Here is a 23,761-nt window from a genome sequence, read left to right on the forward strand (position 1 = left end):
TCCCCCTCGTATAGTACTAGTAAGAGCTCTTTCTAGAAGAATTTCCAGTTGATCCGGATCCTCTAAAATTCACTCTAGATTCCTATAGGTTATCAAGGTTAGCCTTTCGGCTTCCCCATCTTAAATATTTTAGTTTTACCCTTGTTTCACCCACCTGATGGGGAAGCCGAGGTAAAGTTCAAACTATCAATAATAGATTAATGTGTTGTTCTTATTTCGCAGGGGGATAGTTTCCCTACTGCTTCTTTGAAATGCCTTTAACTGAATATCGAGAAATGGCGGAGAATGGAGGAAGCTCCAGCGTTTTACTCCGTCATTTTTTTATAGCGTTCATAGACCTGCTCATGGGACAATGGAACCGACAGGATCGTATCAGGATATTGCTTCTCCCCCTTGCGGACACTTTGGTGTACTGCTTCATAAGCCTGCTACCCATGGTTCATTATTGAAGGTCTAACCACTGGTTGCGCCGCCGTAAAAGAAGTGAGTGTAGCGCTCATGATGGACTTCTTTTCTTTGAGTGCTGATGACGAGGAAGACATCGATGATTCCCGTGGGCACCCAGGTCTGAACGTTCTTGATTAACTTACATACTGGAGGTGATTGGTATGTCACAAATGCTTGTTGGTGTAGATGTAAGCTTGAAGTCCCATCATGTCCATTTCATGAAGGAGGACGGGTCCACACTCGCCGACTTTTCTGTTTCTAATGATCAAACCGGGGCCGAAACCCTGATCAAACGAATGCTAGAAACTGCGGAAAAAAGTCAGGCCAACCAATTGAAGATTGGGATGGAAGCCACTGATCTTTACAGTTGGCACCTTGCCCATTATCTACAAGACCAAATGAAAGGCTATGAACCTAAGTTTCAAGCCTCTATCTACGTACTAAATGCGAGAAAAGTCGCTCGTTTCAAAAAAGGGTATGATTCTCTTGTAAAAAACGATCGCATAGATGCCTGGGTCATCGCTGACCACTTGCGCTTTGGCCGACTGCCAGCCCAAATGAAAGATGCCATACAATATGAAGCTCTTCAGCGCTTAACGCGAACAAGGTTTCATTTTATGCGGGAGATTGCCCGAAATAAAACGTATTTCCTTAACCAGCTCTTTTTAAAGTTCAGTGGACTGAGACAGGATAATCCATTTTCAGATAAATTCGGAGCTACGAGTATGGCTGTCATGGAGGAACTAGAGCCCGAAACGATCGCTGAAATGAGCCTCGAGGAACTCGTCGAGTTCCTGCAAGATAAAGGAAAAAACCGATTTGAAAAGCCAGAGGAAATCGCAAAATACCTTCAAAAGTTGGCTAGATCATCTTACCGGCTGAATAAGGCTATGCAGGACCCCGTAAATATTTCGATGTCTGTTACTTTAAGTACCATTCAACATATCGAGTCACAGGTAAAGCGTCTGGATAAAGAAATTGCCAAGTTAATGAAAGGCATACCGCAAACCCTAACGTCTGTAAAAGGAATTGGAGACGTTTATGCGGCAGGGTTGATAGCTGAAATTAGCGATATAAAGCGATTTAAAGATCATCATGCCTTAGCGAAATATGCAGGTTTGGTATGGAACCAGAACCAATCAGGCGAATTCGAATCCCAGGAAACGGCTAGAATGAGGACAGGTAATAAATACCTGCGTTACTACCTTATTCAAGCTGCCGATAAGATCCGAAAGTACGACTCTGAATATAAAGCTTTTTACACAAAGAAGTACGATGAAGTTCCAAAACATAAACACAAACGCGCTCTCGTCTTAACCGCAAGAAAACTGGTACGATTGGTGTTTTCGCTACTACGCACCAATCAGTTGTACACACCACCCGAAAGGAGAGATTAAAACTTCTCATTCACACCCTTTCAAACACCCAGCTTCACACTTGAAAGTATTGGTAAAAAATTGAAAATAGTGTGAGGTTTATTAGGTATACTCTTTTTTAAACACTTTTCAATGAAAGACAATATTAATTTCCAATTCATTGAATTTTAGTGCTTGACATATTACCACTGGGCTTATTCACTAGTTTCTGTAAATTGAAACTTTAATAGTATGTCTATAGGGAAAATAACCCAAGTTAGGAATGAAATGTTGCTATAAACACTCTTATATCTGTTGGTTGCTAATAAGATATTGTAGCAGGTTCTGCGGTCGAATCCTACTATTATAATAACAGTGGTGAAATCTACCACACGGGTGATAGGAACTATTTTTACAATCATAGCCACGGGTAATTCTGCCCAAAAGAAAAAGATTCATAACCAAGCTGCTAATAATAGAAGCTTAATATGAATCTTCATGCTATTATGGGCTTTTGAAGAATAGGCATCGTCAAACCGCTTCATTTCCCCATTTTTTCTCGTCTTGTACAAAAAGAACTCCCAATTGATGGTGATCTCCTTCATATAATGCACCTTGGACAAAACGGACTTGTCCATGCACATCCAACACTTCTAATTTACAATAAGCAGCGCCATTTTGTTGGATCGCTTTATAAAAAGCGTCTTCATCATGCACCTTTGTGCCATTAACCTTAGTAATCAATTCACCGACCCCAAGGGCCATTTTATGAGCTGGCGAATTTGGGATAACGCCTAGGATCATCAACCCGTTGTTTCTTCTTGAAAAGTAGAATGGCAGATTTTCTTCTGCTAAACGCTGACTTAAGGTTAATGCTTCTCTTCCGATAATCGCCAGGGCGACAACGGCAATAGACAGAAGCGGAATCCAGTAACTGCCGATTGCTACTAGTGTAAGACAAATTCCTAAAACAACCACCCTTTTTCCAAGAGTTCCAATCGCCTCTTTCGGAAGCATGCCTTGGATCTGCTGATGAAAACCAATCGCAAATGGGACGAGTAGCAGCGAATAGGTTTCCCCTCCCATGGAAAACACCGGCCACCATTCAAACGGAATCTGTAAGGCGTTACCTGGAATCACCAAGAACACGGGCACCATCCAGAGACGCTTTGCTTCATGAACGCCGACAGATAAACCGCGCTTACTTTTAATCAGTTTTGGAGAGGTCCCTTTTACTCCGTTTTTCAGAATGAGAATTCCTTCACCAATGAGTAAAAGTGCTAGCAGCGCTGCAACAGATGGATAAATTTTTTCATCTAATTGACTAAAAGCATCCGGAAAGAAAGGAATAGAGAGTTTGGATCCTCCAGCAAATATCAGTAAGAAAAATGAGAATCCCACTGTAAACACAGGAGATAACAACCTGACTCTTAAGCTAATCCCGATAACAATCGTAAATAATGCGATAAATAGAATCGCTTCAAACGGAATGACCAATCCAGCACCAACGGTCAAAATGGATATTCCTAATCCAATGACCAGTCCAAGCGGTAAAAGCTGGCGCAATTCAAAAAAAGCATTTTCAGCACGCACATGGAAGTTTTTCCGTTCCCTTTTCACACGGGAAACTCCTAGATATGCCGCTAATAAAACCGAAACATAGAACACCGGATGAAGAAATATCTTCAACGTTCCCATTAACAGATGTATCAGCCAATCCTGGACCACTTCTTTCACCACCATACAAAAAGTCTCTTACTCTATATTCTACCAAATATTAGAGTTATCTGGCACTTTTAATCTATTAAGATAAAGTTGGTAGTTTTTTACTACGGTGAGTAAAAGGGGAGGGGGCAATGCCTCGTTCTATCCCTTACGTTCAAGAATGTTATATAATAAGTCCAAATTGACGTTCTATCTGCTTGCTAGCAGGCAGATATACTTTTTTTCAACTTGTTAGATCAATGATAGAAGAATGATATCACGCGCTATCACTGTGTTAGCTTTTCATTATGGATAAAGGATAGGAGACAAAATGAACAGAGGAAAGCTTATTTGGGAAGCTGTTATTGCTTTTTGGAGGAAAAACCATTTTACGCAAATACTCTTGTTACTACTGTTAAGTATTGTGCTTCTGACGATTATTTACTTTGCCTTTCTTGCCAGTCAAGCGAATGTAGAAACATTACAAGCGGGCTTGAGGCAGGCGACCATCATTTATGATAAAGACGGCGATGTTGCCACCGAGATCACCACGAACCGGACATCCGGAGTCGATGTAGACGAAATTCCCGACCATGTCGCAGATGCAGTCGTAGCGATTGAGGACCATCGTTTTTATGAACATAATGGCTTTGATTTGCAAGGAATCACGAGAGCCTTTTTTAAAAATTTATTTGCCGGCAGAATTACGGGCGGCGGTAGTACACTTACCCAGCAGCTGGCCAAGAATGCCTTACTATCACCTGAAAAAACGTATAAACGGAAAGCAGAGGAACTATTTTTAGCCATTGAAATTGAGAAAAACTATTCCAAAGATGAAATTCTGCAGATGTATTTAAATCAAGTTTTTTTTGGAAATGGCGCGTGGGGAATCGGATCAGCGGCCAAGCAATATTTTAATAAAAACATTGATGACGTCACCATCAGTGAAGCCGCTTTACTGGCAGGTCTGCTGCAATCACCATCGGCACTTGACCCTTTCAAATATTATGACCGTGCCATACAGCGCAGAGATGTTGTTCTCAGCAGAATGAAAGAAACGGGGATGATTTCTGAAGCAGAATATAATGAAGCGAAGGCAGAAGTCATTGAATTGAAAGATGGCGGCGGAAGCTTTATTGAGCGGGACTATCCTTACTATGTGGATGCTGTCCTGGATGAAGCCGTTTCGAAATACGGACTGACTCAAGAGGAGATTTTGACGAGGGGCTATCAAATTCATACCGAAATGGATCAAGATATCCAAAGGACGCTTGAAAAAGTCTATAATCGGGATGCGCTGTTTCCAAGAAGCCGTGATAACGTGCTTGTGCAGAGTGGTTCGGTGCTGCTAAATCCGAAAAATGGCGGTGTTCTCGGACTGGTTGGCGGCCGGGGCGATTATGTATTCCGAGGCTTTAACAGGGCTACCCACTTGAAAGCACAGCCAGGCTCGACATTGAAGCCATTAGCGGTCTACACACCAGCACTTGAGGAGGGCTACCTTCCTACTTCCATGCTTGTTGACGAACCGCTATCATATGGAAAATACTCACCAACGAATCCTTCTGGCAAATATAGAGGGGAAGTTTCGATGTATGAGGCTGTTCAAGATTCTCTTAACGCCCCAACCGTCTGGCTGCTGAACGAAATTGGACTGGAAAAAGGAATCGATGCCCTCACCCGCTTCGGCATCCCGGTTCACGATGAAGACCGCTACTTAGGAATTGCCCTGGGCGGCATGCATAAAGGGATTTCTCCCCTTACATTGGCCGAAGCGTATGCGGCTTTTCCAAATGGGGGCGTGCGGAATGATGGCCATCTGATTACAAAAATTGTAGGGCCTACCGGCAATGTGATTGCCGAGCATGAAGACAAAACGGTAAAGGTGACATCCAAAACGGTTGCAAGGGAAATGACCTCCATGCTGCTGAATGTGGTTGAGTCAGGGACAGGTGAAAAAGCAAAGATTCCCGGCGTTGATATTGCCGGGAAAACAGGTTCCACTCAATTGCCATTCGCGGATATTAACGGAACGAAGGATCAATGGTTTGCCGGCTACACACCAAACCTCGTCGGCGCCGTGTGGATCGGCTATGATCAAACCGATCGCGAGCATTATTTATCCAATAACAGCTCCGCCGTACCCATTTTCCGTGCGATCATGGAGGAAGTCATCCAGTATGTTGATCCGGGAGAATTTGAAGTATCGTCTGTTAACGCAAGGCTTTCCGAGAACGAAGAAAAACAGCAGGAAAGTGCTGAACTGAAGGGACGGTTAAAAGAAAAGACAGATGAACTACGAGAAAAAACTGGAGAACTGAAAGAGATCATCATAGAAGAAAGCCCTAAATGGAAAAGAGTGCTGCAAGAAATGAAGGAAGATGTGAAGGCCTTGATTAATGTGGTGCGTGATCGTTTAGGGCAGTGAGGAGTGAGGGGTCCATGAACGGGTCATGAGGCCGTCAAATAAATAAACAATACAAGGGACTATCCAAAAAGTCGATGCAAAATGACTTTTCGGACAGCCCCTTTCTTCTGTTACTGCTTTGATAGATATCTTATCGCCGTTTGTAGCTGGAGGTCATTTTTTTCTTTTTTCATTTCTTCAATGACCGCTGCTTCGAGGGCTGAAGCTGTTTCCGCATCAATTTTCCCGCTGGCATTCAGCCCCTTCTGATTTTGAAAGGCCATAACCGATGTTTCGGTGTCAGCGCTAAAATAACCATCTGTTCTTCCTGGAGCGAAGCCTAAGCCTTCGAGCATTTGCTGTGCATTTTGCACCTGCTCGTTGTTCATTTCTTTTTCAAGCGGCTTCTCGATCTGTAATGGGTGCGTATGGAAAATGGTCGGCTGTGTTACTTCCAGATCCGGTTTGATGCCTTCATTATGAATCCAGTTGCCGTCTGGTGTCAGCCATTTAAACAACGTAAGCTTGATATTGCTGCCGTCCCCCATCGGAACTGGCTGCTGCACCGTGCCTTTTCCAAATGTTTTTTCACCGATCAATGGGTAGCCTTCTGCTTCTTTCAGTGCACCTGCTAGTATTTCAGACGCAGACGCACTGCCTTTATCGATCAATACAGCTACAGGGTATGGCTTATCTTTATTCAATGTGGAAAAATAACGAAGCTTCTCTCCGTTCCGTTTTTGGATTTGCACGTAAGGCTTTTCCTTCGAAACAAACTCTTTTAAAATTTCCTCCACGCTTGTTAACAGACCGCCTGGATTGCCGCGGACATCGATGATAAGTCCATCTACATCTTGGTTTTCCATGTCAGCAAGCTTCACCTTGAACTCTTTAGCCGTCTCTTCGGAGAATGAGGTAATCTCTAAATAACCAATTTCTTTGCCGCCAAATTTTTTGACCTCTCCATAGACAGTAATCTGAGGAATTTCATCTCGTTTTACTTCCACAGTAATCGGATTTCTAAGATTCTGCCTTGCAATTTCAAGCTTCACGACCGTCCCTTTTTCACCGCGGATTTTTAGCGTGGCTTCAAAAAGATCCAGCCCTTCCACACTTTCTCCGTCAATAGAAAGAATTTGATCATTTGGTTTTATGCCTGCTTTTTCAGCTGGAGAATCCTTAAACGGAGCTACAATCACCACTTTTCCGTCGACCATGCTGACTTCGGCTCCAATTCCTTCAAACGTTGATTCCAGCGTCTCATTAAACTGCTTCATCGTTTCCTCATCCATGTATACGGAATAGGGATCCTCCAATTTTGACAGCATGCCTTGAATGGCTCCCTCTACAAGCTCCTCACCCTCAACCTCTTCCACATAACTGCTTAAAATTAAATCATATGCTCTTCCTACTTTATCTAAAGAATCTAAATCAACTTCATCCGCCGGACTTCCCTCGTTTCCTTCTGCTTCTTCATGCTGAGCTTTTTGATTATCTGCATCATTCCATTCTAATACGGCATATGTACCTCCCGCTCCGGCGGCTATGGACCCTGCCATAAGTAAGGCAATCATTTTCTGCTTCATGCAAATCCTCCTCATGTCCTGTTCGAAAAAACGCTGCTTTTTTTAAAAATACAAGAAAAAACCGGCTGACCATGGTTCAATATATGACATAGATGGACGAGTTATGAAAACTTAAGAAGGTTTTTCGGGCGTGTTTCGAACACTGCATCCCTCATTCACTATTAAAAAGGAAAAATGGAAGAAGCATCGCTTCTTCCATTTTATTTTATAGCGGAACAATTCCCACTGGATTAATAGCATTAGATTTTGATAGATTCCAAGGTCCTCTGTGAAGTTCAAAGTGTAAATGCTGTCCGTATGAACGGCCTGTGTTCCCCATGTAGCCAATTTGCTGGCCTTTTGAGACAACTTCGCCGGCCGAAACATGACGGCTGCTCATATGTGCATAAACAGTCGTATAAATTTGACCATTGATCGAGTGAGAAATAAAGATTGCATTTCCATAACTAGATGAATAGTATGAACGAATGACAACCCCATCTGCAGCAGCTACAATCGGAACTGTGCCGCTCGCAGCAATATCGACCCCATGATGGTTTCCAAGTGAACGGTTTCCGTAGCCGGAAGAAAGATACCCTGCTGCCGGTTTTGTAAAGGTACCTCCAGAAACAGGCGGAGCAGATGCTGCACTAGCTGTGCTTCCTCCGCTGCTTGTCTTTGCAGCTGCAGCAGCACGCTTAGCTGCTTCTATACGCTGCTTCTCTAATTGAATCGCTTTTTGCATTGCTTTTTCTTGAGCGGCAAGAATACCTTTCTCCTCTTCTAAATCCAGCATCACAGCATGCATATGCTCTTCTTCTTCTTTCAGTTGTGCCATCAGCTTCTCTTTTTCAGCCTTCTGTCCCTGTAAGGTCTTGTTCATATTTTCAAGATCAGCTTTCATGTTTTCAAGGTTTGCTAATTTTTCTTTAAGGGCATTTTGTGCTTTTTCTAAGGCTTCCTTGTCTTCCTTATGTTCACGAAGAATACCCTGGTCCGCTTCAACGATCGTCGCAACAGCCCCAACACGGTCAATCAGATCACCAAAGCTTTGCGCACCTAGAACAACATCGAGATAACTAACGGTCCCAAATTCCTGAAAATTACGGGCGCGGTCTTTTAATAGCTCATTTCTCTTCTCAATGCGTTCGATTAGAACCTTTATTTCTTGCTCAAGCTTCGTAATTTCAGACTTGGTGCTTTTAATTTCTCCTTCTTTTTGACGAATGTTTTGAAGTGTTTCTTCTACTTGCAAATCAAGTCGTTTAATTTCTTCATTTACATTTTTCTGTTCTGTTTGAATTTCATTAATAGTATCACTCGTTTTATCTATCTCCGAGCTGACAGCCGATTTTTTTTCTCTAAGCTGACTCTCTTGTGCTTTTAAACTATCAATCTTTGAATTTGCCAAAACCGTATTCAACGACAAACTAGACAAACCCAAGGTAAATGCTACGGAAATGGTCAATATCGTCTTTTTCAATCCCGATTTCTCCTTCCCAAATATAATGCTATGTACCTTTTTTGTTTATCTTAGAGGAATTATGTTTAAAGGAATCTGAAAGGTCTTTCATGTCAAAGACCTTTCATTCCTCTTCGTTCAACTATTAAACCTTTAAGAACTTTCTTACTGACATCAAGCTTCCCCAAACGCCAATCAATGCTCCTAAGAGAATCAATACGGCCGCCACTTGATAAATAAACGGATTAAACTCTAAAATTTGAATGAAATGTCCCTCAAGTCTTGGAGCAATATAGCCGTATGCATAGTGGTATAAAAAGCTAATCAGAACGATTGGGATAATGGCTCCCAAGACGCCAAGCATAAGCCCTTCGAGGAAAAATGGCCAGCGAATAAAGGAGTTTGTGGCCCCCACTAATCTCATAATTTCAATTTCTCGTTTTCTAGCAATAATGGTAATTTTAATGGTATTAGAAATAAGGAACATCGCTGTGAATAACAACCCAATAATGAGGACAATTCCTACGTTCCGGCTGACATTAATAAAATCAAATAAATTCTCAACCATATCTTGTCCGTATTTCACTTTTGATGCATATTCCATTTTTTCAATTTCCTTAGCAACGGTCATCGTATCCTGTGGATTCTTTGTCTTTACGATGAATACATCGTTTAGCGGGTTGTCCTGTTCGAACAGTTTAAACGCTTCTCCCTCTTCACCTAAGCTGTCAATCAGGCCGTCTAATTCAGCTTCTTTTGGTGAAAATTCGACTGACTCGACCCGGGCAAGCTTTTCAATCTTTTCTTTCATGACTTTCTGATCTTCTTCTGTTGCTGCTAAATCGATATGAACGCGTATTTCCACGTCCTCTTCAATCGTCGTTGCTACTTGGTTGAGATTCATCATAATGACAAAAAATACACCCACTAGGATCAAGGTAACGGTGACGGCACTGACTGAAGCAAACGTCATCCAACCGTTTCTCCCAAGGTTCTTCATACTTTCCTTCATATGACGGCGCAGAGTTCTAGCTTTCATATCCGTATTCACCTCGCTGCTCGTCACGAATGATCTGCCCGCCTTCAATGGCAATCACTCGGTGTCTCATCGTGTTGACGATATCTCGATTGTGAGTTGCCATCACAATCGTTGTGCCTCTGTTGTTGATTTCATCAAATAGATTCATAATATCCCATGATGTTTCTGGATCAAGGTTCCCTGTCGGCTCATCGGCAATCATTACTTTCGGTGAGTTGACAATCGACCGTGCAATCGAAACTCTCTGCTGTTCCCCGCCGGACAATTCTGTTGGCAGCATTCTCGCTTTATGCTTTAAATTCACGAGATCCAGCGTTTCCATGACCCGTTTCTTGATCTTTTTCGGCTCTTCCTCAATAACCTCAAGAGCAAATGCAACATTTTCATAGACAGTTAAAGTCGGAAGCAATTTAAAGTCTTGGAAGACGACGCCGATATTTCTTCTTAAAAGCGGGACCTTGCTGTCTTTTAATTTTCCAAGATCGATTCCATTGATGGTAATCGTCCCTTGGGTTGGTTTTTCTTCTCTGTACATCATTTTTATAAAAGTAGATTTCCCGGCACCGCTTGGCCCGACAACATACACAAACTCACCTTGAGCAATATGCACATTAATCCCATTCGCCGCAACGACACCGTTCGGGTACTTTTTAAAAACATCTTGCATATCTATCATAAATATCACCTATATCTTATGGTTGGTAAAAAAATTAAAAATCCTAGTTTCATCATTTTTCGACAAATTTCGTCATAACCTTAACTAAATGAGTTTTTTTCTCACATCAACCATTATAACATCATAATTTGTCGATATAACTTTAAAATTATTACAGTTTCATTTCAATGATGGAAGATTCGCCGTTTTTTTCCAAAATCCATATTTTTTAATACTACAAACCGGCAAGATTTTCCTGCTTATAATCGCTTTTTGTCGTAAAAAAAATAGGACTTTTTACCGAAGAAGGGTTTTGGGCAGAAAGGTAATTGTCATAATTAGGAGTTGAATAGATTACATCATCCGACAAGTGTGTTTGAGAAGATAGTTTGAAGAAAAGGAAGTACTTATATGAAGGGGCTTTTAGAGAAAGCGTTCTGCCAAACATGACAGAACGCCTAACAAACAATTATTTCTTTTCAGCTAACCATGCAGCTACTGTAGAAGCTTCGTCGCCTTGTAAAAGTCCGCCAGGCATTGCACCTTGACCGTTAGCAATTACACTTTCAATATCTTCTTGAGATAATTTACCACCAACTGCTGTTAGATCTGGTCCAACTCCACCTGTAAGATCGCCGCCGTGACAGCTAGAGCATTTTTGTTGGTAAAGCTTTTCAGCATCGCCTGCGCTAGCAGTTGCGCCATCTCCAGCATCTTCTGTTGCAGCATCGTCGCCGCCAGCATCAGTACCAGCGTCATCGCCGCCAGCATCTTCAGTCGCAGTTTCACCGCCAGTGTCAGCAGCATCTTCGTCTCCGCCGCCGCCACAAGCAGCAAGAAGCAGCACTAGGGCAAGACCCATTAGTAATGCAAGAAGTTTTTTGTTCAACTGTGTCTCCTCCTCAGGAAAAATATACATGTACGACTATATTATACCAATTAGGATTGTCTAATAGGAAGTGATCCAGCTCACTGTCTTCTTTTAAAAACCGTGCAAACCCTTGATAAATCAAAGGTTTAAGCATTTGTTTCAATTTTGTGAACGGACGAAACTCCCTATTGTCTTGGTATTAGCCATATAATTCTAGTTTGGCTAAAAAATAAAAATTTATGTTTTTATTCTTCTTTTTTATAAAAAATATCACTACACCCTCTTGAAGCCCTCGCCAAGAACTTCGGCGGCATCCATCACGACAACAAACGCATCAGGGTCAATCCCTTTTACAAGCTGCTTTAACTTAGTAAACTCCGTCTGATCCACGACACACATGAGAACGGGGCGTTCATGGTCCGTGTAGCCGCCAAAAGCCGATAATTTTGTCACCCCTCGGTCGATCTTTTCCAAAATCCCCTTTTGTACATCCTCCTGCATCGTGGTGATAATCATCGCCATTTTCGAACGACCCATTCCTACCTGAACAAGGTCAATCGTTTTGCTTGTCACATAAAGACTGATGAGCGCATAGAGACCGAGCTCGATATCAAAGACAATCGCTGCTAATAAAACGATCAAGCCGTCAATGATCGCAACGCATGTTCCAAGCGAAAGGCCAGTGTATTTATTAATAATTTGCGCCGCTAAATCGGTTCCTCCCGTTGACGCTTTTCCCCTAAAAACAATTCCCAGTCCAAGCCCGACACCTATTCCTCCGAACAATGATGCCAGAAAAGGATCAGTCGTCCAAGGCTCAAGGTCATTAGTCAAAAAGACTACAAACGGAAGAAAGATCGTTCCCACTAACGTCTTAATGCCAAACTGCTTTCCGAGCAAAATGACACCGGCAATGAACAGCGGAATGTTAAAAGCCCATTGTACATAGGCCGGCTCCCAGCCAAATACCGCATCCGTAATTGTACTGATTCCACTAACCCCTCCGGAAGCGACTCGATTAGGAAGCAAAAATACATTGAAGGCCAGAGCCACAAAAGCCGACCCGACCAAAATATACAAATACTCTATGATTTTCTCCATATGAGGATGCTTTTGCTTTGTTCTTTTCCGTTTCACCATGCTGATTTCTCCCTTTACTGCCAAAATTTTCACGCCCTCGAGTATAGCATGTGCAAAATATATTGTGAATACCAATAAAGTGAAACTTCCATCAGTGGGGGTTTTCCTTCATCCCCCACTGATGGTTAGTTGAACCAATCGGGCTTTTAGGGGCAGTTGATCTCCCACTTATCCTTCTTCAATTCCTCTAAGTCTTGAAGTGGGAGTCTTACTGCCCCTTAACCTGCGATAAACTGCCGTGGTAAAGGAGTGAAACGCATTTCTCCTATTTTAAACCTTCCCCTTTTAAGAAAATAAAAAGCCTCCACCAAGACAATCCTTGATGAAGGCTATTAAATAAAAGTTACTCCATGATTAATTTCGAACGTAAATATGCATTGATAAACGGATCGATGTCTCCGTCCATCACTCCTTGAACATTCCCGCTTTCGGTGTTTGTTCTGTGATCCTTCACCATAGAATACGGGTGGAAGACGTAAGAACGGATTTGGCTTCCCCAGCCGATATCCTTTTGTTCACCGCGGATTTCCGCTAATTCAGCTTCCTGCTCTTCAATTTTCTTTTGATAAAGCTTTGCTTGAAGCATTTTCATCGCCGCTTCACGGTTTTTGATCTGAGAACGTTCATTTTGACATTGAACAACGACTCCCGTTGGGATATGGGTAATCCTTACAGCAGAGTCAGTCGTATTAATATGCTGACCGCCCGCGCCGCTTGCACGGTACGTATCTATTTTCAAATCCTCTGAACGGATATCAATTTCAATTTCATCATTAAATTCAGGCATAACCTCACAAGAAACAAATGAGGTATGACGGCGGCCTGAAGAGTCAAATGGCGAAATCCTCACCAAACGGTGGACGCCTTTTTCCGCTTTTAAATAGCCGTAAGCGTTATGGCCTTTAATGGAAAGTGTCACACTTTTAATCCCCGCTTCGTCACCTGGCAGGTAATCAAGCGTTTCTACCTTAAAGCCGCGTTTTTCAGCCCAGCGTGTGTACATACGAAGAAGCATGGAGCCCCAGTCCTGTGACTCAGTACCGCCTGCACCTGGGTGAAGCTCAAGAATCGCATTATTTTTATCATATGGTTCACTTAAAAGCAGCTGTAATTCATATTCATTCATGCGCTGCAATAAATCTTTCAGCTCAGTTTCCAGGTCAGATTGAAGTTCAGCGTCGCTTTCCTCTTTCACCAGCTCATAAGTCAGCTCAAGATTTTCAAACGTTTCACTTAAATCATGAAATTCATCCACCTGGCTCTTCAACCCGTTAGATTCATTAATCACCGCTTGAGCACCCTGCTGATCATTCCAAAAGTCAGGATGAAGCATCTCATCTTCAAGCTCAGCGATGCGCGCCTCTTTGTTTTCTAAGTCAAAGAGACCCCCTAAAGTCCGCTAATTTCTTAGCTGTTTTCTCTAATTCATTACGTATTTCTGCTAATTCCATTCATGTCACCTCTATTAAATTTTAGGCTTGCTAATATTAAATGTTAATGAAACCGCGGTGCGGGATTCCTTCCACATGCTGGTATTACTATCGTAATAATAAAGGCACGTTCCAGGAATTCCCGCCCTGCTTAGTATCATTTATCAACAACGAACCTTAACTCAGCCAAATTTTAAAAAGGGCCGGTCAAGCCGACCCCCTAATTATTACTGTGCTTTCCCACAGCAGTTTTTATATTTCTTGCCGCTTCCGCAAATACATGGGTCATTGCGGCCGACATCCATTTGCTTCACAACTGGCTTTTTCTTAAGCTTCTCGCCGTCTTCCTTCGGGTTGACCGCCTGCCCTTTCGCTACTTCCTGACGCTCAAGGTTGTTGCGGATTTCAGCCTTCATGATATATTTCGCGGCATCATCTTCAATCGCCATGACCATTTCTTCGAACATCGCGAAGCCTTCTTTATTGTATTCGCGCAGCGGATCAATTTGACCGTATGCACGAAGATGAATTCCCTGGCGAAGCTGATCCATCGCATCAATATGATCAATCCATTTCGTATCAACCGCACGCAGAAGGACAACCTTTTCAAACTCGCGCATTTGCTCTTCAGAAAGCTGCTCTTCTTTTTCATCATAGCGTTCTTTCACTTTAGCGTAAATCAGATCAATGATTTGCTGCGAATCTTTGCCATGTAAGTCATCAACAGTGACCATGCCTTCTTGAAGAAGATTTCCGTTCACATAATCGATAATCCCTTGCAGATTCCATTGCTCTTGATCTGAGCTTCCAGCTGTATGGGCTTCGATATTGCGGGTTAATGACGAGATAATCATGCTTTCTAGAATCTCGCGAAGTGATTCCGCTTCAAGCACTTCATTACGCTGCTTGTAGATGATTTCACGCTGCTGGCGCAATACATCATCATATGATAAAAGCTGCTTACGAGCATCAAAGTTATTACCTTCTACTCGTTTTTGCGCAGATTCAACGGCCTTTGAAACCATTTTACTTTGGATTGGCTGTGTGTCATCCATTCCAAGCTTTGACATCATGTTTTTCATATTATCTGAACCGAAGCGGCGCATCAATTCATCTTCCATTGATAGATAGAACTGAGTGATACCAGGATCGCCCTGACGTCCGGAACGACCGCGAAGCTGATTATCAATCCGTCTCGATTCGTGGCGCTCTGTGCCAATAACGGCCAATCCGCCGAGATCCTTCACACCTTCACCTAATTTAATATCGGTTCCGCGTCCCGCCATATTGGTTGCGATCGTCACAGCCCCTTTTTCCCCAGCATGGAGAATGATTTCAGCCTCGCGACCATGGTTTTTCGCATTCAAGACATTGTGGTGAACGCCTTTTTTCGTGAGATATTTGGAAATAATCTCTGACGTTTCAATCGCTACCGTCCCGACTAGAACAGGCTGCCCCTTTTGATTACGTTCAGCGATATCGTCGACAACAGCACGGAACTTGCCATCCATTGTGGCATAAATCAGATCCGGACGGTCATCACGGGCAATCGGCTTGTTCGTTGGGATGACGATAACATTCATATTATAAATGTTACGGAATTCCTCTTCCTCGGTTTTCGCTGTACCGGTCATACCGGAAAGCTTCTTGTACATCCGGAAGAAGTTCTGGAACGTAATCGATGCCAGCGTCATGCTTTCATTTTGTATTTCAAGGCCTTCTTTTGCTTCAATCGCCTGGTGAAGACCATCGCTGTAGCGGCGGCCCTTCATCAAACGGCCGGTAAACTGGTCAACGATGACGATTTCGCCTTCCTGAACCACATAATCGACATCAAGATGCATGCTGACATGTGCCTTTAGAGCTTGGCCAATATGATGGTTTAACGCAACATGCTTAATGTCAAAGAGGTTCTCGATTCCAAAAGCTTTCTCAGCCTTGGTAATTCCACTTTCCGTTAATTGCACACCTTTTGTTTTTTCATCATACGTAAAATCATCTTCTTTTGTTAACGTACGGACGAATGCGTTGGCTTGAATGTACAAAGCGGTTGACTTTTGAGCAGATCCAGAAATAATCAATGGTGTACGCGCTTCGTCGATTAAGATGGAGTCGACCTCATCGATGATCGCAAAATTAAGCGGGCGCTGTACCTTTTGTTCCTTATATAGCACCATGTTATCACGAAGATAATCAAAGCCGAGCTCGTTGTTTGTGCTATACGTTATGTCACAGGCATAGGCGGCCTGCTTTTCTTCTTTTGAGATCCCGTTGGTATTGAGTCCAACACTTAATCCTAAAAACTCATAAAGCTGGCCCATTTCACCGGCATCACGGCTTGCCAAGTATTCGTTCACCGTCACCACATGAACGCCTTCTCCAGACAAGGCATTTAAGTAAACCGGCATCGTTGCTGTTAGCGTTTTTCCTTCCCCTGTCTTCATCTCAGCGATGTTGCCTTCATGCAGGGCAATACCACCCATGAGCTGAACAGGATATGGGAACATGCCAAGCACCCGCTTTGCGCCTTCACGCACTACGGCAAATGCTTCTACTAAAAGATCATCCAAGGTCTCGCCTTTTTGATAACGCGCCTTGAACTCCTCCGTTTTTCCCCGGAGCTCATCATCCGTCAATGATTCCATCTTTGACGCAAGTGCTTCAATTTGCGCACTCATCTTCATGAGCTTTTTGATCTCACGCTTATTCGGGTCAAACACTTTATTTAACATTCCAAGCATCCGTTTTACGCTCCTTTTATCATAGAAATCCACTTTTATGAATAAGAAAAGAAAGGCATGATCCTTTCTTTGAATTCGTTAAAAAACTATCTAATCATACGTTTTTTTATTAAAAAAGTTTCAATTATCATCTTATTAATATTACCACTTCCCCGAAGGAGTGACAACTGATCACGAACAATAGGGAGAACGACCCTTGCTTTACTTTTTCCGGTCACCTTTCGCGTCAATGATGTCGAGGTTGAAGGGAACGATATTGTTCGGGACATCCTCATCCCCCTCGATAACTTCGTCAATCAGCCGACCTCCTTCCTCGTCCAACAGCTCTCTTAAACCTTTATGAGCCACATCTCGCAACTCGTTAAGGTCAGCAGATGCGACCTCTTCAATTTCTTTGATCGCTGCACTCATATTCGCAGCCGACACACCGTAAATAGAGGCTATTTCTTTCTTCAACAAGTTTAAAAGCGGATTCAACGTCATAATTAAATAATGAAGAGCCGCCGCATAAGCTTCAGGCTTTTCTTTTTGAATCCGCTGCACCTCACAGAATTTGTACCATAGGATCAAGCCTGACATAATATTCTCAAAAGGAGAGCCATCTTCCTCTTGCATATTTTCGTGATAAAGTTCCGCGACTTCCTTATGCATCGGGTCCGACCACTCAAAATCCTCTGGACTAAATTCAAGACCAACAAACGGAATGTCACACATAATCTCAAGGAAAGCATGATTTAAATATTCCTGATGGTCTTCATAGGACGATTTAGAAAAAGCAGCCTGCAGATACTCTTCCTCTTTTCTCTTTTCGTCACCTTCAATATCATACGGAGCTAGAAAAAACACCTGCTCCTGTCGAAACGGAACGACGAAACCGAATACGAAGGCATCATTCAATGGTTCCATCGGGTCTAGCAATTTTATTTCATGGAGTTCACCGGTAAAAGCATCTTTTAAAACCATCTTTTCAGGTGAGAAAGAAATCATTCTTCCCGCTATTGCTTGCGGGTTTCTCCACGAGTCCAAGATATCCTTCATTCCCGGACGCTTGATCATTTTAGACCTTTCTTCCATGAATTTATGAAGAATGGTCTTTTCACCATCAATCGGGACAAATAAGATGTACCAAATACTATGAACGAACATCAGAAAATCCGTTTCCTCTTCATTAATCATCGTAAGTTCTTCGACGGCCTCTTCAAAATCCCTTTGAATATGATCATCGTATTTAGTCAGCGCATAATCGAGGATGAGCGTTTGCAGATCGGTCACTTCTTTTTCAATGATCGAAGTAATTGACACCGTCTCATTCGCACCACAGCACACTCTATATATTTTCCCGCTGCCGCATGGACATGGGTCATTTCGGTTGGTTTTTGTCGCGATCATTTGTTTGACCTCTCCTTAGTTGTAACCTATTCTATTATTCTTGTACATTAGTTACAGTCTAAACATATTAGCTCAAAATTAAAACAGCTACCAAGTGAATTTTGATAGCTGTTTTAAAACTGTAATGAATTTTTCAAATTAGCACAGGACGACGAAACCTATGCCAGCACCAATCCGCCGTAAATTAACGCACCAACAATCACGTAGGCCGGATGGACTTTTAATTTTTCCATTAAAATAAAACTGACAACCCCAATAAATAGCGTTTGCCAAAGGCCGACACTGTCATAAGCAGAAAAGAAGAAATCGTAGGTCATCACACCAAGGAGCACAGCAATGACCGGGCGAATTAACGTCGTCATTCTTTTCACCCTTGGAGATTCCTTATATTTCATCAACAAGCCTAGCAGCGCAATCATGAGGATTAAAGACGGCCCCACGACAGCAAATACCCCGACGATTGCACCCAGGATACCGCCTTGCTGAAAACCGATATAACCCGCCATTTTCGTCGCAATCGGCCCTGGCAGCGCATTCCCAAGCGCTAAGACTTCACTGAATTCATTAACAGTCAGCCAGCCGTAGCGGTCAACCACTTCATTTTCAATCAGCGGAATGGAAGCTGGCCCTCCACCGTAGCCAAGAATACCCGGTATGAAAAAAGCTAGAAATATTTGCCAATAAATCATGAGACCCTCGTCTCCTTTTTCTTCTTTGCGCCATCTTTTTTAAGCAATGCTGAAAGCAATAATACGACAATAATAATGGCAGGATGGATCGAAAGCAGCTCCAGCAGAATTAAACTGATGACAACAAAGGCAAGTGTCCAGCCCCAGCCTAGTGTGGACTTCGTTGATTTTTTTACAAAATCCCATGTTAATGTCGCAAGCATCACCGCGACCACCGGTACGACTGCAGCCGCCATGCCGTTGACCCACGGCTGATCTTTATAATTATTTAACACGGTTAATAGAATAATCATCAACGCAATCGTTGGAATAATATTCGCAATAAGTGCATTGAGCATTCCGAGATAGCCGCCAACCCGGTAGCCGATATAGCCCGCCATTTTCGTGGCAATCGGACCAGGAAGCGCGTTCCCCAGCGCTAAAACATCGCCAAACTCATCCGTATTCATCCATTTATATTTCTCGACAACCTCTTTATGAACAAGCGGAATGGATGAAGGGCCGCCGCCATAACCCAAAATCCCGACGCGAAAAAACGCTAAAAATAATTGCAGCTGCTTCATCTGTTGGAGTTCACCCTTTCCCTAGGATGTTATTTTTTTCAATTATAACATCCCCTGATTGGGTTTGATTTACAAACTTTTAAAAAAGATACAGGTTATATCCTATTATATAGTGGTGTTTGACCCTTCATGATAAATATGAACCGTATTCTTCCCTCTTTCTTTTGAAGCGTAAAGTGCAAGGTCAGCCTTTTTATAAAGAACCTCCGGATCATTTCCATGTTCCAGTGAAAGTGCAATGCCAACACTCGCCGTAACCTGTCCTGTTGGGAGCTGCAAGTCTTCCGCTACCCCCTTAATCACTTGAATTATTTCTTCAGCCACTTCTCCCGCTAGTTGCTTTGTGGCAGACGGCATGATCAGCACAAATTCGTCACCGCCAAGCCTGATCGTGATATCTTCTTTGCGAACGATGCGTTGAATTTTTTCAGCAACGGTTTTTAAAAAATGATCGCCCGCATCATGTCCTAACGTATCATTAATACATTTGAAGTTGTCAATATCAATGATCACCAGGGCAATGCCTTCCTTGTTTTCTGCGAGTTGTTTTTGGAGAATGTCGTCAAAGGCCGCCCTGTTCTTCAGTCCAGTTAAGCTGTCATGAAAAGCTAAGTACATCGGCCGCGAAACCCATTTTGATATAATTAGAGAGATAAAGATGGTTGCAATCAGGACAATAACGAGCTGAACCAAAAAGGTTTGCAGGTTTTTGCCTAGTATAGACTGCAGCTCATTCTGATTGTAAGTAATTTCTATGACTTTGTTCTTTGTTGAGCTTTGGTCGAAATCCGAGACATAAGGAACGTAGCGATAAATGGTATTATCTACTTTTAATTCACTCGTCCTCTGCGTTTTTAAAGTCTTTTCAAACGCTTCTCTTCGTTCCATTGTTAAATTCTTCTCTTTCACTGGTGTTCCTAAGGAATAGCCCCCCATATTCAACACGTTGATTTCGTCAATCGCATGATAGCGCTGCTCCAGCTCATTAATCACATTTAAAAAATTAAACTCATGAAAAATAACACCATCTTGCAAGGTGTATCCAAGTTCAACTAGGAACTTTTTATCAGGCGTGGCCATATAACTATATTTCTTAATCTTTCCGGTCTGCTGCTCAATGTCCATTCCGTCCGCAAAAAATTCCCCTGACATTCTTCTCTCATCGAGAACCTTCGCTAACTTTGCACAGCAGCTGGAAAAGTCCAGGCCAATATCTTCATCAAAACTGCTATGTGTAATGACATTTTGCTCATTGATGATATAAATATCCACCCCGAGCATCTCTTTTAAATCGTTAAAATCCCATTCTTCAAAACTAGGATTACTTTCATATAAAGCTAGTAAATGCTGTGTGCTAGCTTTCATCCTTGATTCTGTATTCTCATCAAAAATGAAATAGGCCTTCTCAATACTTCTTAAGGAATAATTAATCGTCTCCTCAATTTGATGCACTTGAAACTGATTGTTTTTTAACACCTCGTCCTTCAGCCTTATGTAGTCAATGATGGAATTCCCAAAAGCAATCACAACAGCAAAAATAATCATAATGATGGCCAATTTCATCCTAAAACGGTCCAAGTTCGATCACACCTTTCTTGCTGGATGAATCCATTTATTAAACAGGTATAATTAACTATCCTATCAATCTTTTATAGGTTTTTAGTCCTATATAATTAAATTATAATAGCGTGTCGCTAAAAGCAACTCTATTTGCTTGAACTCAATATTTACACTGTGGTTGTAGTGTTAATGGATTCTAAGTTCAACAAAAAAACACCCTCCGATGGGGAGGATGCTAATTAAGATTATTTATGAGTTTTAACTGCTAGCTATTTTCTCAATGATTATGGTTGGCTTTTCTGCTAAGGCTATTTCCTCATGAGTTGGAAAAACTCGTACGGTAGGGCGGTGCAGGTTTTTGTCAATTTTATAAACAATACCTTCCGATCCAGTATTAAGAACCACCTTCGTTCCAGGCGGGTATGTAGGCACACCGTTGTAAAACGCTTGGATCACGGGGTGACTATAAGTATTATCACTTTTTGTCATGATGAGTTCCATCGCTTCATGCGGAGAAAGCATGTCCTTTGAGATACTATTTTCATACAAATTAGCGACCCCGCATATTTGCGCCATCTCATGAAATTGTTTTCCCTCTATGCTTCGAGGAAAGCCAGTTCCATTCAGTGACTCATGATGCTGGAACGCCACATGCGCCGCTAAGATACTCAATTCACTTACATTTCGTAATAGTTCAAACCCGTGAACTGGATGCTTTTCGACATCCTTATTGATTGCCTTACCGATATCATGCAGAAGCGCACCGGTTGCTAACGTTTTTAGTTGAAGCATGTTGTAGCCCATTTTCCTGCCGATCTGCAAACTCAACAGCGCCACATTCACTCCATGAGCAAAAGGCTTTAATTCCTCTGCAATCGAAGTTGAAGGTATTAGCACAAGCAACGGTCGTTTTTGAACCTCCGTCACAAGTCTATCAATCGTTTTCTGAACCTTCCTTAAGGTAGGCTGCGTGATATTCTTTATTTTACCTGCTTCATTAAATACTTCTTGGGTGATATCAATCGTATCCATCCATGTTGGCATATCGAGCATTTCATCCAAAGTAATCCCTGCAGATTCAGCATCCTCAATAAATAGATAGCGAACGTTCAGTTTTTTGATTCTCTTTAAATATTCAGGATGAATACTTCTTCCTGCAGCTAATAAAATTCGCTTATGTGAATCATAAATGGGTTTAGCCAGCTGCATCGTGCTAGGGTTGTATTCATCAATTTCAATCATTCGCACTGCTAAAACCCCTTTCTTTTACTTCCTTTAACTCCCACTGACACTTTTACGCGGCAAAAGCTGCGTCCATAAATTAAAGTTACTGATCGATAAATCGATACTAAGATCCTCTCTTGTATAACCTTTTAATGCAAATTGCAAAAGAATCACTTCATTTTTCAGTTCTTTTATGGAGAGTTCTAAATAACTTACCTCTATGGAGTGCTTCATATATTTTATAACATGCTCCAATTTAATTTCAGTGACTTTTTTAATATCCGTGTAGTTCATGAAGTAATTTATAATCCTTTTTAATTCCAACTCTACTTTCTTACATTCACTCTTTTTATATCCCTTTTGGTTCAGTACCTCATGAAGCTGTTTTAGAAAATAATTCTTTCGTTCAATCCTCGAAACGCTTTTTGGTTTTTGAACAGTTTTTGTAACCTGATGCAAAATTTCCATCTCCTTCCCAACATTAACAAACTGCTGATTGAAGAAAATAAAAAAACTATTCTATTAATTTATAAGAATAGCAGCCAAATCGTTCTTGTGAAAAAATTCGGTAACCAGGCGATCATAGCTGACTGGAGTTATTCCCCTTCAACCTTAGACCCTAAGCTTTGCGTCCTACCCTTTCGAGAAGTTTGCCTTTATCTCATTATTCTCTTAACAATAGTTTCCATTATAGTGGTAGTGTTTTGAAATATCAATGGATATTTCTACAATTTTCGACACTTTTTACATAAAAGAAAAGCCGCAGCTCCCGTATAGGGCTGGGCTCTTCTCCTAGTGCTTATTGTGCTTCAATTAATCCATAACGGCCGTCTTTACGCTTGTAAACGACATTTGTTTGGTTTGTTTCAGCATTTGTAAAAACGTAGAAACTATGACCAAGCATGTTCATTTGAAGAATCGCTTCCTCACTGTCCATTGGCTTTAGATCAAAGCTCTTTTGACGAACAACCTCAAGATCGTTATCATCTTCAACAGGTGTTTCTACTGGTTCAGATACAACGAAAAGGTCATTTAAGCTTCCCTTCTCACGGAACTTTCGATTAACCTTTGTTTTGTGCTTACGAATTTGACGTTCTAACTTATCAGTAATCAAGTCAATTGCTGCATACATATCATCATGATCTTCCTCTGCACGTAATACTAGATTCGTCATCGGAATGGTTACTTCTACTTTAGATCGTTTATCATTGTAAGTTTTTAAATTTACATGTACATTAGCATTCGGAGTTTCTGTGAAGTACCTTTCTAATTTCGCAATTTTCTTCTCTACGTAATCTCTTATCGCTGGAGTTACCTCAATGTTTTCTCCTCGAACGTTGTATTTCATAAGTGAACTCCTCCTTTTCCTTAGTACAATACATACAGTCTCTTTTCCCTCGTTTCAAGTCACCATCACGGCTCTATCACTACTAGAAAATGACTATGTATTATACTTCTATTTTACCCCATAATATTCCTGCTATAACAGTGGAAAAGTTGCAAAAATTTTGTCGAATTGG

18 protein-coding genes and 1 riboswitch are annotated in these 23,761 nt (G+C 41.8%); of the genes, 2 read left to right on the forward strand and 16 right to left on the reverse strand.

Going from position 1 to position 23,761, the window contains the following annotated elements:
• Nucleotides 1–608 precede the first annotated feature (608 nt).
• The gene (locus tag CZ487_RS23375) at nucleotides 609–1,844 is read left to right on the forward strand and encodes an IS110 family RNA-guided transposase (RefSeq protein WP_077210804.1); all 1,236 of its coding nucleotides are present in this window, start codon (nucleotides 609–611) and stop codon (nucleotides 1,842–1,844) included.
• A gap of 489 nt (nucleotides 1,845–2,333) precedes the next feature.
• Here CZ487_RS23375 and CZ487_RS23380 read toward each other — a convergent pair whose 3' ends face one another.
• A complete protein-coding gene (locus CZ487_RS23380) occupies nucleotides 2,334–3,530 on the reverse strand; it encodes a PDZ domain-containing protein (protein ID WP_077215441.1) in 1,197 nt (398 codons plus the stop codon).
• Between the two features lie 307 nt (nucleotides 3,531–3,837).
• Between CZ487_RS23380 and CZ487_RS23385 the strand changes: the two genes are divergently transcribed.
• Nucleotides 3,838–5,934, forward strand: a complete 2,097-nt coding sequence (locus CZ487_RS23385; RefSeq protein ID WP_077214779.1) for a transglycosylase domain-containing protein — start codon at nucleotides 3,838–3,840, stop codon at nucleotides 5,932–5,934.
• Between the two features lie 110 nt (nucleotides 5,935–6,044).
• On the opposite strand, the gene CZ487_RS23390 is transcribed toward CZ487_RS23385, so the two are convergent.
• From CZ487_RS23390 to hpf, 15 genes are all read right to left on the reverse strand, one after another.
• Nucleotides 6,045–7,499, reverse strand: coding sequence for a S41 family peptidase (locus CZ487_RS23390; RefSeq protein WP_077214780.1), 1,455 nt, complete (start codon nucleotides 7,497–7,499; stop codon nucleotides 6,045–6,047).
• 205 nt (nucleotides 7,500–7,704) lie between these two features.
• Nucleotides 7,705–8,961, reverse strand: a complete 1,257-nt coding sequence (locus CZ487_RS23395) for a murein hydrolase activator EnvC family protein (protein ID WP_077214781.1) — start codon at nucleotides 8,959–8,961, stop codon at nucleotides 7,705–7,707.
• 124 nt (nucleotides 8,962–9,085) lie between these two features.
• Entirely contained in the window at nucleotides 9,086–9,979 is an 894-nt protein-coding gene (gene ftsX / locus CZ487_RS23400) for a permease-like cell division protein FtsX (protein WP_077214782.1), read from the reverse strand.
• Nucleotides 9,969–10,655, reverse strand: coding sequence for a cell division ATP-binding protein FtsE (ftsE, locus tag CZ487_RS23405; RefSeq protein ID WP_077214783.1), 687 nt, complete (start codon nucleotides 10,653–10,655; stop codon nucleotides 9,969–9,971). The genes ftsX and ftsE overlap by 11 nt, the downstream gene beginning before the upstream one ends.
• A 448-nt stretch (nucleotides 10,656–11,103) precedes the next feature.
• The gene (locus tag CZ487_RS23410) at nucleotides 11,104–11,523 is read right to left on the reverse strand and encodes a c-type cytochrome (RefSeq protein WP_077214784.1); all 420 of its coding nucleotides are present in this window, start codon (nucleotides 11,521–11,523) and stop codon (nucleotides 11,104–11,106) included.
• Nucleotides 11,524–11,778: 255 nt separating this feature from the next.
• Nucleotides 11,779–12,645: a YitT family protein gene (locus tag CZ487_RS23415; protein WP_077214785.1), complete on the reverse strand. Its 867-nt coding sequence runs from the start codon at nucleotides 12,643–12,645 to the stop codon at nucleotides 11,779–11,781.
• 343 nt (nucleotides 12,646–12,988) lie between these two features.
• Nucleotides 12,989–14,096 (reverse strand): peptide chain release factor 2 gene (gene prfB / locus CZ487_RS23420; protein ID WP_139339604.1). Its coding sequence is split into 2 segments (ribosomal slippage): nucleotides 12,989–14,023 and nucleotides 14,025–14,096, totalling 1,107 coding nucleotides; the frame shifts between segments, so codons are not numbered across the junction.
• Nucleotides 14,097–14,302: 206 nt separating this feature from the next.
• The gene (gene secA, locus CZ487_RS23425; protein WP_077214787.1) at nucleotides 14,303–16,816 is read right to left on the reverse strand and encodes a preprotein translocase subunit SecA; all 2,514 of its coding nucleotides are present in this window, start codon (nucleotides 16,814–16,816) and stop codon (nucleotides 14,303–14,305) included.
• Nucleotides 16,817–17,017: 201 nt separating this feature from the next.
• Nucleotides 17,018–18,205, reverse strand: coding sequence for a YecA family protein (locus CZ487_RS23430; protein ID WP_077214788.1), 1,188 nt, complete (start codon nucleotides 18,203–18,205; stop codon nucleotides 17,018–17,020).
• Between the two features lie 158 nt (nucleotides 18,206–18,363).
• A complete protein-coding gene (locus tag CZ487_RS23435; RefSeq protein ID WP_077214789.1) occupies nucleotides 18,364–18,894 on the reverse strand; it encodes a chromate transporter in 531 nt (176 codons plus the stop codon).
• Complete coding sequence (locus CZ487_RS23440) at nucleotides 18,891–19,457, reverse strand: chromate transporter (RefSeq protein WP_077214790.1); 567 nt, start codon at nucleotides 19,455–19,457, stop codon at nucleotides 18,891–18,893. The genes CZ487_RS23435 and CZ487_RS23440 overlap by 4 nt, the downstream gene beginning before the upstream one ends.
• 105 nt (nucleotides 19,458–19,562) lie before the next feature.
• Nucleotides 19,563–21,035, reverse strand: coding sequence for a GGDEF domain-containing protein (locus CZ487_RS23445; protein ID WP_077214791.1), 1,473 nt, complete (start codon nucleotides 21,033–21,035; stop codon nucleotides 19,563–19,565).
• A 240-nt stretch (nucleotides 21,036–21,275) separates the two neighbouring features.
• On the reverse strand, nucleotides 21,276–22,259 hold the full coding sequence (locus CZ487_RS23450) for an HD-GYP domain-containing protein (protein ID WP_337189779.1): 984 nt from the start codon (nucleotides 22,257–22,259) through the stop codon (nucleotides 21,276–21,278).
• A 33-nt stretch (nucleotides 22,260–22,292) separates the two neighbouring features.
• Nucleotides 22,293–22,700, reverse strand: a complete 408-nt coding sequence (locus tag CZ487_RS23455) for a hypothetical protein (protein ID WP_077214793.1) — start codon at nucleotides 22,698–22,700, stop codon at nucleotides 22,293–22,295.
• 105 nt (nucleotides 22,701–22,805) lie between these two features.
• Nucleotides 22,806–22,906: riboswitch (cyclic di-GMP riboswitch) on the reverse strand.
• 134 nt (nucleotides 22,907–23,040) lie between these two features.
• Nucleotides 23,041–23,589: a ribosome hibernation-promoting factor, HPF/YfiA family gene (hpf, locus tag CZ487_RS23460; RefSeq protein WP_077214794.1), complete on the reverse strand. Its 549-nt coding sequence runs from the start codon at nucleotides 23,587–23,589 to the stop codon at nucleotides 23,041–23,043.
• Between the last annotated feature and the right edge of the window lie 172 nt (nucleotides 23,590–23,761).

Origin of the sequence: Robertmurraya dakarensis (genome assembly GCF_900156875.1) — a bacterium.
Taxonomy (GTDB): Bacteria; Bacillota; Bacilli; order Bacillales; family Cytobacillaceae; genus Robertmurraya; species Robertmurraya dakarensis.